This window comes from Gottfriedia sp. NPDC058432, from assembly GCF_042721555.1.
GTDB lineage: Bacteria > Bacillota > Bacilli > Bacillales > Bacillaceae_G > Gottfriedia.
This window is the reverse complement of record NZ_JBHXLC010000027.1, coordinates 1-13,884: the sequence shown is the minus strand read 5'-3', so window position 1 is coordinate 13,884 and position 13,884 is coordinate 1. Positions and strand designations below refer to the sequence as shown.

Here is a 13,884-nt window from a genome sequence, read left to right as displayed (position 1 = left end):
ATGCCCACCCTCCAAAATAAGTTCCTCATCATTAAATAAAATCATTTCATTAGGTTTTTTTAGGTTAAAATTGGTAAACTGATAAACAGGACCATAAAAATATAGTTTTAGCACGAAGAGTTTGGAGTGTTTAATTATGAATGTAGACTGGAAAGAAATTGAACAATTCGCGAGGAATTTGCTTCAAGAGGCAGCTGAAAATATTAAAAGTTCTTTATACGACTCCATAACAATCAATACGAAATCAAACGAAAATGACTTAGTAACAAATAAAGATGAAGAAATCGAAAAATTCTTTTACGAAAAAATAAAAAAGAAATTTCCAAATCATTACTTACTAGGTGAAGAAGGTAAAGGCGATGAATTAGATCAAGTAAATGGAGTAGTATGGATTCTTGATCCGATTGATGGAACGATGAATTTTGTTCATCAAAAACGTAATTTTATGATTTCTTTAGGTATTTATGAAAATGGAATCGGTAAAATGGGATTTATAATGGATGTAATACATAATGAACTATATTTTGCTAAAAAAGGTGAAGGGGCATTTTTAAATGATCTCGAATTAACGCCTTTGAAAAATGTAGTACTAGAAGAGGCTATTGTAGCTGTAAATGCTATTTGGTTAACTAAAAATCGTTATGTAAACCATGAAAAATTAAGTAACCTTATTCGAAGAGTTAGAGGAAGTAGGTCATATGGATCTGCAGCGATGGAAATGGTCTATGTGGCAATGGGACGGGTTGATGCATATATTACCCCAAGATTATCACCTTGGGATTTTGCCGCGGGTAAAATTATTGTTGAAGAACTAGGCGGAATATGTACTACTCTCAAAAATGAAAGCCTTTCAATTCTTAAAAAAAGCTCAGTCGTAGTAAGTAATGCTTCGATTCATAACGAATTACTCACTGATTATATCGAATTTCTACAATAATAATAAAAAGAAGGCAGGTTTATAACTTGCCTTCTTTGAGTGTGTAGTCAGTGTTCAAAAAAGTTGATTTTCAGACTGATTGCAAGCGCTTGTCTTTCGAGGCACGAAGTCTGGTGAGGAGCGGAGTTACCTTTGACGGTAATGAGCACCGCAGACAGACGAAGTAACGAAGAAAGCGAGCGTTTGTCAACTGTCTGAAAGAAGGCAGGTTTATAACTTGCCTTCTCTTTTTAATTTAGCACGTAATGAAAAACCATAACCAACTAATGAAATGGAAATAATTAGTGAAATGACAGCGCCAATAATACTTAGTTCTGCTAGCATAATCCCAACTAGTATTAAGAAGATTACGGATAAAGTTGCAACGCAGAAAAGTCTAAATTTAGTGTTAGACATGGTGTATCCTCCTGTTCCTAATCTTATTTTACTCTTTGTCTATTCGGATGTAAATTTGAAAAAACTAAATCTTTCCTAAATATTTATTAATAATTTATATTTTTGATTAAACATTTTCTTGATATATTTCCGTGTGCATGTGCTATAATGTTTTAGTTAATAATGAAAATAGATGTGTAGACATTTTAGGAGTGAATATATTTTGAAAAAAAGAGAAGATTTACGCAATATAGCAATCATTGCTCACGTTGACCATGGTAAAACAACGTTAGTTGATGAGTTATTAAAACAATCAGGTACATTCCGTTCAAACGAAAACGTTAATGAACGTGCAATGGACTCTAATGATATAGAACGTGAACGTGGAATTACAATTTTAGCTAAAAATACAGCAATCCAGTATGAAGGTAAACGTATTAACATCATGGATACTCCTGGACACGCCGATTTTGGTGGAGAAGTAGAACGTATCATGAAAATGGTTGATGGTGTTCTTTTAGTAGTAGATGCTTATGAAGGTTGTATGCCACAAACTCGTTTCGTATTGAAAAAAGCTTTAGAACAACATTTAACACCAATCGTAGTAGTAAATAAAATCGACCGTGACTTCGCACGTCCTGATGAAGTAGTTGACGAAGTAATCGATTTATTTATCGAATTAGGTGCAAACGAAGATCAATTAGAATTCCCAGTTGTATTCGCATCAGCGATCAACGGAACTTCTAGCTTAGAATCTGATCCTTCTAAACAAGAATCAAATATGAATGCTTTATTCGATACAATTATTGAGCACATTCCATCTCCAATTGATAATAGTGAAGAGCCTTTACAATTCCAAGTAACATTATTAGACTACAATGACTATGTTGGACGTATCGGTATCGGACGTATTTTCCGTGGAACAATGCAAGTAGGTCAATCAGTTGCTTTAATGAAACTTGATGGAACAGTTAAACAATTCCGTATTACTAAAATGTTTGGATTCATTGGATTAAAACGTATTGAAATCCAAGAAGCAAAAGCTGGTGACTTAGTAGCAGTATCTGGTATGGAAGATATCAACGTTGGTGAAACAGTATGTCCTGCTGAACACCAAGAAGCACTTCCAATCTTACGTATTGATGAGCCAACTCTTCAAATGACATTCTTAGTTAATAACTCACCTTTTGCTGGTCGTGAAGGTAAATTTGTAACTTCTCGTAAAATTGAAGAAAGATTATTACAAGAGCTTCAAACAGACGTAAGTTTACGTGTAGAAAATACAGATTCTCCTGATGTTTGGATCGTTAGTGGACGTGGGGAGCTTCACTTATCAATCCTTATTGAAAACATGCGTCGTGAAGGTTATGAGCTTCAAGTTTCAAAACCAGAAGTTATCATTCGTGAAGTTGATGGTGTAAGATGTGAGCCAGTTGAGCATGTACAAATTGACGTTCCTGAAGAGTATACTGGTTCAATCATGGAATCAATGGGTGCACGTAAAGGTGAAATGAGAGATATGGTGAATAATGGTAACGGCCAAGTTCGTTTAACATTTATGGTACCAGCTCGTGGATTAATTGGTTATACTACTGAATTCTTAACTTTAACTCGTGGTTATGGAATCATTAACCATTCATTCGATAGCTACCAACCAGCAATTCAAGGTCAAGTTGGTGGACGTCGTCAAGGTGTATTAGTATCAATGGAAACTGGTAAAGCTTCAACATACGGAATTATGGGTCTAGAAGACCGCGGTGTAATTTTCCTTGAGCCAGGAACAGATGTTTATGATGGTATGATTGTTGGTGAACACAACCGTGACAATGATTTATCAGTAAACGTTGTTAAAGTTAAACATGCTACTAACATCCGTTCAGCAAATAAAGACCAAACAACAACAATGAAAAAACCACGTATTATGACGCTTGAAGAATCTTTAGAATACTTAAATGATGATGAGTACTGTGAAGTTACACCAACATCAATTCGTTTACGTAAAAAGCTTCTTGATAAAAGTGAGCGCGAGCGTGCAGCGAAAAAGAAAAAATTCGCTGAACAAGAATAATTAAATTTTAAAATAATTATGATATAATGAAACCGACTAGAAAATAGTCGGTTTCATTTTTGTAGAAAAAGTACAAAAAATTGATTTGTTAGACGGTCTAAAAACGAATAGAACTATTCAGTTTTATTATTAAATAGGGGGATATTGATTTGGAAAAAGCTCCAAAGGGATTTGAATTTGTCATAACACAGTTAATAAATATAACACATGATATTCATCTTTCAATGTGGATATTATATGGTTTAATTGTTGTATTATGTATTGTGGTATATCATTTAGGTTTCGCAAAAAAATTGAGCATCCTTAAAAGTTTAATCATTTATGTTTTACTTATGATCGGATGTAGTTTCCTTACTTTCTTAGCTTTAAGGATACCAATCGTGGAAGCATTACTTGCAAGTGTTTTCGTGTTAGGGGTATATAAGATTCGTTTACATCAATCAAAAAAGAATAATGCTACTACATAACGTAACACTTTATAGAGAGTTGGTATTTAGATGAAATCTGTTCAGGACGCATTATATAATTGGTTAACGATCAAAGTAATATATGAAGCAAGACCTTCGGATGAAGCTGCCAAAGAGACGTATGAGATGTTTGATTCGATTTTAAAAGAGGATCACGAAGTATCTAACGTAAAAATAGAAAAAATGGAAGATTTTTATTTAATCACATTTACACAAGCAGAAAAAGAGCGTACGACGCGCTTTCCAATTGAAATGATTGATTGCTTTTTAGATCAAGTAAAAGTAAATCCAGAGAAGTATTAAAAAACCTAGAAAATAATCTAGGTTTTTTTGTTTAAACGATTGGTGGATTTATAAATGCAAATTTTATTTAAGACTTGATCGTATTTCCGCAAAAAAAGAAGCCCAATTGGCTTCTTTTTTCATAATTTACCACTCGTCATTGTCCTTAACAGGTTTTAAGAAACGGAAATTTCCTGTTGCGATTCTTTGTTCTGTTTTTATTTTAATTCGATCGTAACATTCAGAGCATGTATATGTATGGATAGGACGATTTCTTAATTTTTTTGCAATAGGTGATTCATCGCTAATAGATTCGCTTTTATCACAAATCATGCATTTAACTCTCATGTGAAATTTCTCTCCTTATATATGGAACTTAAGTTAACATAATTATAACAGGTTTTAGAATATATTTTTAGAAAACAGTGGTTTTAGCAGGAAGTTTTCAATAAACTTTGAATTATATTAGTATACTCTTTATTTGAAGGAGATGAAATAGTGATGGCAAACAGTATTGAGAAAAAATTATCACCAAGCTTATTTGAAGATTGTAATAAAGAAAAGATTGTTTTTTTAAGTACTTTTAACTCCGAAAAGAATGCACCAGTTACGAATGCAATTTCTTGGCTTGTTGCTTTAGATGATAAGACAATTCGTTTTGCAGTAGATCAAAGATCAGCAATTATATCTAATATTGAAGAGGTTGAAGGAGTATCAATAAGCTTATTTTCAAATGAAACAGTTTATAGTATTTCAGGAAATGGAAAAATTTTAACGAAGCAAATGCCTGGGATTCCATTAAAATTAGCGTGTATCGAAGTAGAAGTTAATGAAGTGAAAAATATATTGTTTTATGGGTCTAAAATAACAGTCGAACCTGAGTACGCAAAGACTTATGATGAGAGGGCTGCAAAAAAATTAGATGTAGCAGTTTTAAATGGTCTTAGATCTTCCTGAGCTTTAAACAGTAAAAAATATTCTAAACTAGAGAGAATTTCATATAATATATTAACGGTTCGTCCATTCTTTGACTAGTAACCATATGTAAGACCAGTCAATTTAGAATTAAAACTAATTATTCTAATCTGAGTTATTTTTAGTCAGGAGGTTAAGGATTGAGTAAAATATATGTTCTCGACACCAATGTACTACTGCAAGACCCACTAGCAATCTTTTCATTTGAAGATAATGAAGTAGTTGTACCAGCTGTTGTATTAGAGGAAGTAGACTCAAAGAAGAGATATATGGATGAAGTTGGTCGTAATGCTAGGTATGTATCCAAACTAATTGATAGTTTTCGAGAACTAGGGAAATTACATGAAAGTATTCCTCTTGAAAATGGTGGTTCGTTTAGAATTGAATTAAATCATCGCTCATTTCAACAATTGCAAGAAATCTTTGTTGAAAAAACGAACGATAATCGCATTTTAGCTGTTGCAAAAAACTTATCACTTGAAGAAGAAGCAAAAGCAAGCGGCAAAACAGTGATTTTAGTTAGTAAAGATACATTAGTTCGTGTAAAAGCGGATGCATTAAATTTATTAGCTGAAGATTATTTAAGTGATCGAGTAGTGGAAGTTGATCATATTTATACCGGTTATCTAGAGTATTACATAAATACAGATTTATTAAACAAGTTTTACGAGAAAACTGAACTTCCTGTTTCAGATATAGCAAACCATCCATTTTATCCTAATCAATTTATCGTTTTAAAGGATGCTCTAGGTGGTAAGAGCTCAGCTCTTGGTGTTGTTGATAAAACGGGTACAAAAATTAAGAAATTTGTTTTCTCAAATGAACATATTTGGGGCATAAGACCAAGAAATGCTCAACAGTCCATGGCTTTAGAATTACTACTTCGAGACGATATACCATTAGTCACATTGATTGGTAAAGCAGGTACCGGAAAAACTTTATTAGCTTTAGCTGCAGGTTTAATGCAAAGTGAAGACCTACAAAGCTATAAAAAGTTATTAGTTGCTAGACCAATTGTACCAGTTGGAAAGGATCTTGGTTATTTACCTGGTGAAAAGGATGAAAAACTTCGACCTTGGATGCAACCGATTTATGATAATCTAGAATACTTATTTAATACGAAAAAACCGGGTGAACTTGATGCTATCTTAGCTGGAATGGGCTCAATTGAAGTAGAAGCTTTAACTTATATAAGAGGTAGAAGTATCCCAGAGCAATTTATTATTATTGATGAAGCACAAAATCTGACTAGGCATGAAGTAAAAACAATTTTAACTCGCGTTGGCGATAAGAGTAAAATTGTATTAATGGGGGATCCAGAGCAAATTGATCATCCATATTTAGATGAATATAACAATGGATTAACTTATGTAGTTGAAAAATTTAAAGATCAAAAAATAAGTGGACATGTAAAATTAATAAAAGGTGAACGTTCATCAATTGCCCAACTTGCAGCGGATATATTGTAATAATTAAATGCTTACAAAAGCAACATCTTACTACTATAATCAAGCGGTAAGATGTTGCTTTTGTTTTAAACTATAAAATAATTTTCTTGATTGAAGTAATTGGTGTTTCTTTATTTGTGCCATCAACAAAATATAAATGAACTGGCCCATCTTCAAGGATTCTCTTGCCATTGTACGAAAATGCTAAATAACTTTCATATATAGTATCAAAAGGCAATTTAATTAATTCACCTTCTGTTTCAATCGTAACTTCTGAATCACGATTTTTGGGTTTACTATTGTCTATAAAATAAGAAAATGGCATTGCATAGGATTCTTTAAGCCATTCTTTTTTTTGAGTAGCGAATAAAGGACTATTATCAACCTTAGCACCTTCAACGATTTCACGATCCCAATGCTTTGAAACACTTTTAGTATATTGCTCAAGCTCATCAACCTTTTTCAACTCACCAGCTAACAAACTCTCTAACTTAACCTTTCTTTCATCAAAAATCCAAACACTTGGATCAATCGTTAACGGAAACTCAACGTTACCTGTTAATTGAAAAACATCACTCATACTAAAACTCCTTCTATGTACAAATTCTATTTATAGTGTACGACTATTTTAAGTAAAAAGACAAACAATTGAACAAAAATAGCGCTTCTCTTTAATTAAGTTTTTTCATGTTTTCATCTTTTTTATAGTGATTACATCAGCGTTCTTTTTTTGTAGAAAATAGATTCTTAATTAAATCTATATCCAAACATAAGAAAACTCTAATAAATAAACTGTTGCAAAAATCTAATTTTCTAAAATACATATTTGCAAAACTTATGATTTAAGTTGATTTTTCATAAAAAGAACTATAATATTAAATAGATAGCTTGTACGGAAGCGGAGGGAGAAAATTGAGGTCTGATGCTGTAACAGATTACAAAGATAAAGCATTTGAATTATTAAAAAAAGATGCTGAAAAAATATTAAAATTAATAAATGTGCAACTTGATCATTTAACGATGCCACAATGCCCTCTATATGAAGAGGTTTTAGATACTCAAATGTTTGGATTATCAAGGGAGATTGATTTTGCTTCTCGTTTAGGTTTAATTGAAGCAGAACAAGGTAAAGAACTTCTTTCTGAACTTGAGCGTCAACTATCTGCTCTACATGAAGCGTTTACAGATCAAAAGAATAAATAATTATTAGCAATAAAAGTTCAAACAATAAATGTTTGAGCTTTTTTTTGTGAATTTTTTTAATTGTTATGAGTAATAAATCTATTAATCTATGTTACAATATTTTTATTTAAAAAGGGAATTTAGCAAAATAGTTGAATACATAAAGTATAATTAATCAAAGCAGGGATGATTAAATAATGTTAAAAAAATATTTGAAAAATATTGATTATATGATTTTTGTTCCATTATTAGTGTTGTGTTTATTTGGATTAATTATGGTGTATAGCGCAAGCTCGCCATTACCATCCATTAAATATCAGAGTGAACATTGGCCAAGCGATTATTTCTTTCATAAGCAATTAATTGCTTTTGAAGTAGGGATGTTTGTATTTGTTTTTTTAATGTTTTTACCTGCAACTTTCTTTAGAAAAAGAATTGCCATGTTATTAAATGTAGTTGTAAGTATTGGATTACTTATTGCAGTTTTACTCTTTGGTGAAGTAAGAAATAATGCAAAAAGCTGGGTATTTGGAATTCAACCAGCCGAGTTAATCAAATTAGGATCAATCGTTCTTTTAGCAGGATGGTACTCCAAGAGACAAAAGCGAATTACAAAGAACTGGAAAATGCTATTTGCTCCATGGAGCATAGTAGCTATTTATATCATCCTATTGAGATTACAACCGGATACAGGTACGGCGTTATTAATAATTGGTACTTGTGCTGTAGTTTCGTTTTGTAGTGGTTTTATAGTTAAGAGATTAATTCTCCTATTCGTTGGAGGAATTGTATTACTATATCCATTAATTAGTATTTGTATCAGTTTAGGGATCGGGTTAACAGATGTACAAGTTAATCGATTTTTAGCATTCCGAAATCCTTTTGATTATGCACAAGGAATAGGATTTCAAATCGTAAATTCACTAATCGCATTTGCAAATGGTGGCTTTACTGGAGTTGGATTAGGAAAAAGTATTCAAAAACTAGGTTACTTACCTGAGCCTCATACTGATTTTATTCTAGCAATAATCGGTGAAGAAACGGGTTTAATAGGAGTAATTGTAGTTATTTTATGTATATTCATAATTGTTTGGCGAGGCTTGTTAATAGCTCATCAATCAAAGGATTCTTTTGATTCATTATTAGCTACAGGTATTAGTGCAAGCATCGTCATTCAATCATTTGTAAATATTGGAGGAGTTACTTCACTAATTCCACTTACGGGTGTTCCGTTACCTTTTGTTAGTTATGGAGGAACTTCGTTAATCGTTATGCTTTCTATGGTTGGTATTTTAATGAATATTTCAATACGAAATAAGATTAATAAAGAAACTTTATAAAATCTTCAAAAATGCATTTTGAAAAAGTTTATTCTTAATTTATTGATAATTATCTTTCATAAATACAGGAGGCTTACAAATGACTTACACGAAACAGATTAAAAAAGTTCTTGTTGCTAACCGAGGTGAAATTGCAATTCGAGTATTTCGAGCTTGCACTGAGTTAGGAATTCGAACAGTTGGTATTTATTCTAAAGAAGATGAAGGGTCATATCACCGTTATAAAGCTGACGAAGCATATATAGTTGGAAAAGGTAAAAAGCCAATAGATGCTTATCTAGATATTGAAGGTATTATTGAAATTGCAAAGAAAAACGATGTAGATGCAGTACATCCAGGATATGGATTCTTATCAGAAAATATTAAATTTGCTCAGAGATGTGAAGAAGAGGGCATTATTTTTATCGGTCCATATTCAAGGCACTTAGATATATTCGGAGATAAAATTAAAGCAAAGCAACAAGCTCTTCAAGCTAATTTGCCAATCATTCCAGGAAGCAATGGTCCAGTAAACTCATTGGATGATGTAAGGGAATTTGGTGAAACTTATGGATTCCCGATTATTATTAAAGCTGCTCTTGGTGGTGGCGGTCGCGGAATGAGGATTGTCCGTACGAATGCGGGATTAAAAGATGCATACGAGCGTGCTAAGTCTGAAGCAAAAGCTGCTTTTGGTAATGATGAGGTTTATGTTGAGAAATTTATTGAAAATCCAAAGCATATTGAAGTTCAAATATTAGGGGATCACCAAGGGAATATCATTCATTTATTTGAACGCGATTGTTCAATTCAAAGAAGACATCAAAAATTAGTTGAAGTTGCACCATGTACTTCGATTAGTGATGATTTAAGAAATAGAATTTGTGACGCAGCTGTTCAATTGATGAAAGAAGTAGAATATGTAAATGCTGGAACAGTTGAATTTTTAGTTTCCGGTAATGACTTCTATTTTATTGAAGTAAACCCTCGTGTACAAGTTGAACATACGATTACTGAAATGATTACTGGAATTGATATTGTTCAAACGCAGATCTTAATTGCACAAGGTAATAGTTTACATAGTGATAAAGTAGGGATTCCATTACAAGATGAAATTCCAAGAATTGGTTTTGCGGTTCAAGCACGTGTTACAACGGAGGACCCACTAAATAATTTTATGCCTGATACAGGAAAAATTATGGCTTATCGTTCTGGTGGAGGTTTTGGTGTAAGATTAGACACTGGTAACAGCTTCCAAGGTGCTGTTATTACACCTTACTATGATTCATTATTAGTAAAAGTAACAACGCATGCCTTAACATTCGAAGGCGCAATTGCGAAGTTAAATCGAAATTTAAAAGAGTTCCGTATCCGTGGTATTAAAACAAATATTCCATTTTTAGAAAATGTTACGACGCACCCAGATTTCTTGTCTGGTGAGTATAATACTTCATTTGTAGATTCATCTCCGGAATTATTTGTTTTTGCAAAAAGAAGGGACCGTGGAACTAAATTATTAAATTATATCGGTAATGTAACAGTGAATGGATTTCCAGGAATTACGGTTAAAGAAAAACCAGTTTATGATGATATTATCATTCCAAATGTAAATCATATTAAAAGTGCTGAAAGTGGAACTAAGCAATTATTAGATAAATTAGGTGCGGATGAATTTTCGAAGTGGTTAAAAAATCAACCAAATGTTTTATTTACAGACACAACATTTAGAGATGCTCACCAATCACTGCTTGCAACGAGAATTCGTTCAAAAGACTTAGTTACTGTTGCGGAACAAACGTCAAAATTATTACCTAACTTATTCTCTATGGAAATGTGGGGCGGAGCGACTTTTGATGTAGCGTACCGTTTCTTAAATGAAGATCCATGGGAAAGATTATTAAATTTAAGAGAGCAAGTTCCAAATGTATTATTCCAAATGCTTTTACGTGGATCAAATGCAGTTGGATATAAAAATTATCCTGATAATCTTGTTAAAAAGTTTATTGAAGCATCGGCTCAGGCAGGAATCGATGTATTTAGAATATTTGATAGTCTAAATTGGATTAAAGGGATGGAAGTTGCAATTGATGCTGTAAGAGAGAGTGGAAAGCTTGCTGAGGCATCGATTTGTTACACAGGAGATATATTAGACCCAACTAGAACAAAATATAATCTGGCGTATTATAAAGAGCTTGCAAAGGATTTAGAATCGGCTGGTGCTCATATTTTAGCGATTAAAGATATGGCAGGTTTATTAAAGCCTCAGGCTGCTTATACGTTAATTAGCGAATTGAAGGATACTGTTGATTTACCAATCCACTTACATACTCATGATACGAGTGGAAATGGTTTATACACATATGTAAAAGCAATAGAAGCAGGCGTAGATGTTGTAGACATCGCAATTGGAAGTATGTCTGGATTAACTTCGCAACCAAGTGCAAATAGCTTATATTATGCTCTAAAAGGTTCAAATAACGAGACGAACTTAAATATAAACGGTTTAGAACAGTTATCAACCTACTGGGAAGGTGTTCGTAAGTATTATAGTAGTTTTGAAAGTGGTATGGTTTCGCCACATACAGAGGTTTACCAGCATGAAATGCCAGGTGGTCAATATTCTAACTTAAAACAACAAGCTAAAGGTGTTGGTTTAGGAGACCGTTTTGAAGAAGTTAAGGATATGTATGGCAGGGTAAATCAACTATTTGGAGATGTCGTTAAAGTAACACCATCTTCTAAAGTAGTTGGAGATATGGCATTGTTTATGGTTCAAAATAATTTAGACGAAGATTCTGTATATGAAAAAGGAGAAAATATCGATTTTCCTGATTCAGTAATAGAGTTTTTTGAAGGTAAATTAGGACAACCTCATGGAGGATTTCCAAAGAGTTTACAACGGGTCATCTTAAAAGGAAGACAGCCATTAACTGAAAGAGCTGGGGAAACATTAAAGCCAATCGATTTTAAAGATGTTGAGGAGTATTTATTCAAGACGTTAAATCGCCAGGTTACTAATTTTGATATACTAGCTTATTGCTTATATCCTAAAGTATTTATGGATTATCAAAAAAATGTAGAAAGCTATGGAGACTTATCTGTACTTGATACACCTTCTTTCTTCCATGGAATGAGATTAGATGAAGAGATCAAAGTTGATATTGAACGTGGTAAAACACTGATTGTTAAACTTGTTTCGATTGGTCAAGCCCAGCCTGATGGAACAAGAGTTATATACTTTGAATTAAATGGTCAGCCACGAGAAATTGTGGTTAAAGATTACTCTGTCAAATCTACTGTCGTTCAAAAAAGAAAAGGGGACACTAGTAATCCAAACCATATTAACGCAACAATGCCAGGTACTGTTTTAAATGTACTTGTTAAAAAGGGCGATGTAGTTGAAAAAGGTCAAACTTTAGCAATCACTGAAGCGATGAAAATGGAAACAACTGTCCAATCTCCATTTACTGGTGTTATAAGAGATATTCTGATTACATCAGGAGAGAGTATTTCTACAGGTGATCTACTAATAGAACTAGAACAAAGATAAAAAATACGATGTTTAGCGAAGATAGAGAAGCCCGCATTAAAAGGGCAACTCTTCTTCGCATTAAATTTAAATATAAAAAAAAGGTATTTCTTCTACAATTAAGTGGAAGAAATACCTTTTTTAAGAGATATTTTTATTTTGAAGTAACTCAGAATTTGAGCTTTTACTTCTTGTACAAACTAAACTTTGGAAACTAAATATTGCAAATAAGCACGAAATTAAAATCGCATGTGTTAATGCAACATAAATATTTAGGTTTGAAATAACAATAACAGCTCCACAAATTACTTGAAGTGTTACAAGAACTAAAGAGACTAACCAACCAAAATAAATGCCACGTTCATTACGATAGTATTTATAAGCATGTACAAATGCAATAATGATCCAAACGAATAAGATAAATGCAGCAAATCGATGTCCCATTTGTATCCATTCATGAAGCTGTGTAGGAATACCGTTGTTTGCTTTACTGCACAGTGGCCAGCTAGGACATGCTAAGCTAGCATTTTCGTGACGAACAAGAGCGCCGGTATAAACTACTAAGTATGAATAAATCCATAAACCGTAAGTATGAAATTTCATTCTTTTTCCGACATAAAAAGAATTTTTTTGATAATTGCGATCGCGTTCAAAAATTAATAATGTTAACATGACTACTGCAGCAAAACAAATTAGAGAAATACCAAAATGAATTGCTTTTACTGCTGGGATTTGACCCCAAACAACTGCAGCTGCTCCGATTAATGCTTGAGCAATTAGAAAAATACAAGAAATGATTGCTAAAAACTTTGTTTCTCTTTTATGAGGAATGACAATCCAAGCAAGCACTGCTAATAATAAAACGAATATCCCGGCAAGGCCTGATGCTGCACGATGAGATAATTCAATGACAGTTTGAATCGTTAGATGATCAGGAATGATTTGACCTTTACAAAGAGGCCAAGATCTTCCACAACCGAGTCCAGAATTAGTCTTTGTTACGAGTGCACCACCTAATAAAACAATTAAAAGAATGAATGAGGTTATTAACGATACCCCTTTTAAAACACGTAGCAAGTACATCCACCCACTTTTATAAAATAATAATAATTTTAAAATTTAATTATTAAAAAAATTATTCTGCTAATAATACTTCTATATCATATAAGATTACGACACAAAATTCAAAGGTAACCTTCATATTTAGACATAGGATCTGCAATCAAAGCCTGATTGTTCGTGCCAACATCCAACACGATTGGTAGAACACGGTTTGGATCAATACCAACTGCAGCCGTGTAC

At 32.7% G+C, this 13,884-nt stretch carries 13 protein-coding genes and 1 pseudogene; 9 read left to right on the top strand and 5 right to left on the bottom strand.

Annotated elements, in window-relative coordinates; all coding sequences use genetic code 11:
- The first annotated feature begins 136 nt into the window (after nucleotides 1-136).
- Nucleotides 137-937 carry an inositol monophosphatase family protein gene (locus ACFWM3_RS20570; RefSeq protein ID WP_056468534.1) on the top strand — a complete coding sequence of 267 codons (801 nt, stop codon included), beginning with the start codon at nucleotides 137-139 and terminating at the stop codon, nucleotides 935-937.
- Nucleotides 938-1,147: 210 nt separating this feature from the next.
- Here ACFWM3_RS20570 and ACFWM3_RS20565 read toward each other — a convergent pair whose 3' ends face one another.
- The gene (locus ACFWM3_RS20565) at nucleotides 1,148-1,333 is read right to left on the bottom strand and encodes a DUF5325 family protein (protein WP_056468531.1); all 186 of its coding nucleotides are present in this window, start codon (nucleotides 1,331-1,333) and stop codon (nucleotides 1,148-1,150) included.
- A 199-nt stretch (nucleotides 1,334-1,532) separates the two neighbouring features.
- On the opposite strand from ACFWM3_RS20565, the gene typA reads away from it, so the two are divergent.
- From typA to ACFWM3_RS20550, 3 genes are all read left to right on the top strand, one after another.
- On the top strand, nucleotides 1,533-3,380 hold the full coding sequence (gene typA, locus ACFWM3_RS20560; protein ID WP_056468618.1) for a translational GTPase TypA: 1,848 nt from the start codon (nucleotides 1,533-1,535) through the stop codon (nucleotides 3,378-3,380).
- Between the two features lie 149 nt (nucleotides 3,381-3,529).
- Nucleotides 3,530-3,847: a YlaH-like family protein gene (locus ACFWM3_RS20555; RefSeq protein WP_235821791.1), complete on the top strand. Its 318-nt coding sequence runs from the start codon at nucleotides 3,530-3,532 to the stop codon at nucleotides 3,845-3,847.
- Between the two features lie 30 nt (nucleotides 3,848-3,877).
- Complete coding sequence (locus ACFWM3_RS20550) at nucleotides 3,878-4,150, top strand: hypothetical protein (RefSeq protein WP_056468528.1); 273 nt, start codon at nucleotides 3,878-3,880, stop codon at nucleotides 4,148-4,150.
- 126 nt (nucleotides 4,151-4,276) lie between these two features.
- Here the strand turns inward: ACFWM3_RS20550 and ACFWM3_RS20545 are convergent, their stop codons facing one another.
- Nucleotides 4,277-4,477 carry a YlaI family protein gene (locus tag ACFWM3_RS20545; RefSeq protein ID WP_056468526.1) on the bottom strand — a complete coding sequence of 67 codons (201 nt, stop codon included), beginning with the start codon at nucleotides 4,475-4,477 and terminating at the stop codon, nucleotides 4,277-4,279.
- Between the two features lie 153 nt (nucleotides 4,478-4,630).
- Between ACFWM3_RS20545 and ACFWM3_RS20540 the strand changes: the two genes are divergently transcribed.
- Entirely contained in the window at nucleotides 4,631-5,086 is a 456-nt protein-coding gene (locus tag ACFWM3_RS20540; RefSeq protein ID WP_390312776.1) for a PNPOx family protein, read from the top strand.
- Between the two features lie 158 nt (nucleotides 5,087-5,244).
- Entirely contained in the window at nucleotides 5,245-6,573 is a 1,329-nt protein-coding gene (locus ACFWM3_RS20535; protein ID WP_129689248.1) for a PhoH family protein, read from the top strand.
- A gap of 70 nt (nucleotides 6,574-6,643) precedes the next feature.
- Here the strand turns inward: ACFWM3_RS20535 and ACFWM3_RS20530 are convergent, their stop codons facing one another.
- Complete coding sequence (locus tag ACFWM3_RS20530; protein ID WP_390312775.1) at nucleotides 6,644-7,132, bottom strand: peptidyl-prolyl cis-trans isomerase; 489 nt, start codon at nucleotides 7,130-7,132, stop codon at nucleotides 6,644-6,646.
- A gap of 332 nt (nucleotides 7,133-7,464) precedes the next feature.
- Here ACFWM3_RS20530 and ACFWM3_RS20525 point away from each other — a divergent pair, with 332 nt between their 5' ends.
- The 3 genes from ACFWM3_RS20525 (at nucleotide 7,465) to pyc (ending at nucleotide 12,603) form a co-directional block, all read left to right on the top strand.
- Nucleotides 7,465-7,755: an Fpa/YlaN family protein gene (locus ACFWM3_RS20525; RefSeq protein ID WP_056468514.1), complete on the top strand. Its 291-nt coding sequence runs from the start codon at nucleotides 7,465-7,467 to the stop codon at nucleotides 7,753-7,755.
- Between the two features lie 176 nt (nucleotides 7,756-7,931).
- Nucleotides 7,932-9,074 (top strand): FtsW/RodA/SpoVE family cell cycle protein, encoded by a 1,143-nt coding sequence (locus ACFWM3_RS20520; RefSeq protein WP_056468511.1) that lies wholly within the window; start codon nucleotides 7,932-7,934, stop codon nucleotides 9,072-9,074.
- Between the two features lie 79 nt (nucleotides 9,075-9,153).
- Nucleotides 9,154-12,603: a pyruvate carboxylase gene (pyc, locus tag ACFWM3_RS20515; RefSeq protein WP_390312774.1), complete on the top strand. Its 3,450-nt coding sequence runs from the start codon at nucleotides 9,154-9,156 to the stop codon at nucleotides 12,601-12,603.
- Nucleotides 12,604-12,723: 120 nt separating this feature from the next.
- Here pyc and ACFWM3_RS20510 read toward each other — a convergent pair whose 3' ends face one another.
- Together ACFWM3_RS20510 and ACFWM3_RS20505 are read right to left on the bottom strand one after the other, a co-directional pair.
- Entirely contained in the window at nucleotides 12,724-13,659 is a 936-nt protein-coding gene (locus tag ACFWM3_RS20510; RefSeq protein ID WP_390312773.1) for a COX15/CtaA family protein, read from the bottom strand.
- Between the two features lie 131 nt (nucleotides 13,660-13,790).
- Nucleotides 13,791-13,884: pseudogene (locus ACFWM3_RS20505) on the bottom strand (hypothetical protein); the annotation flags it as partial.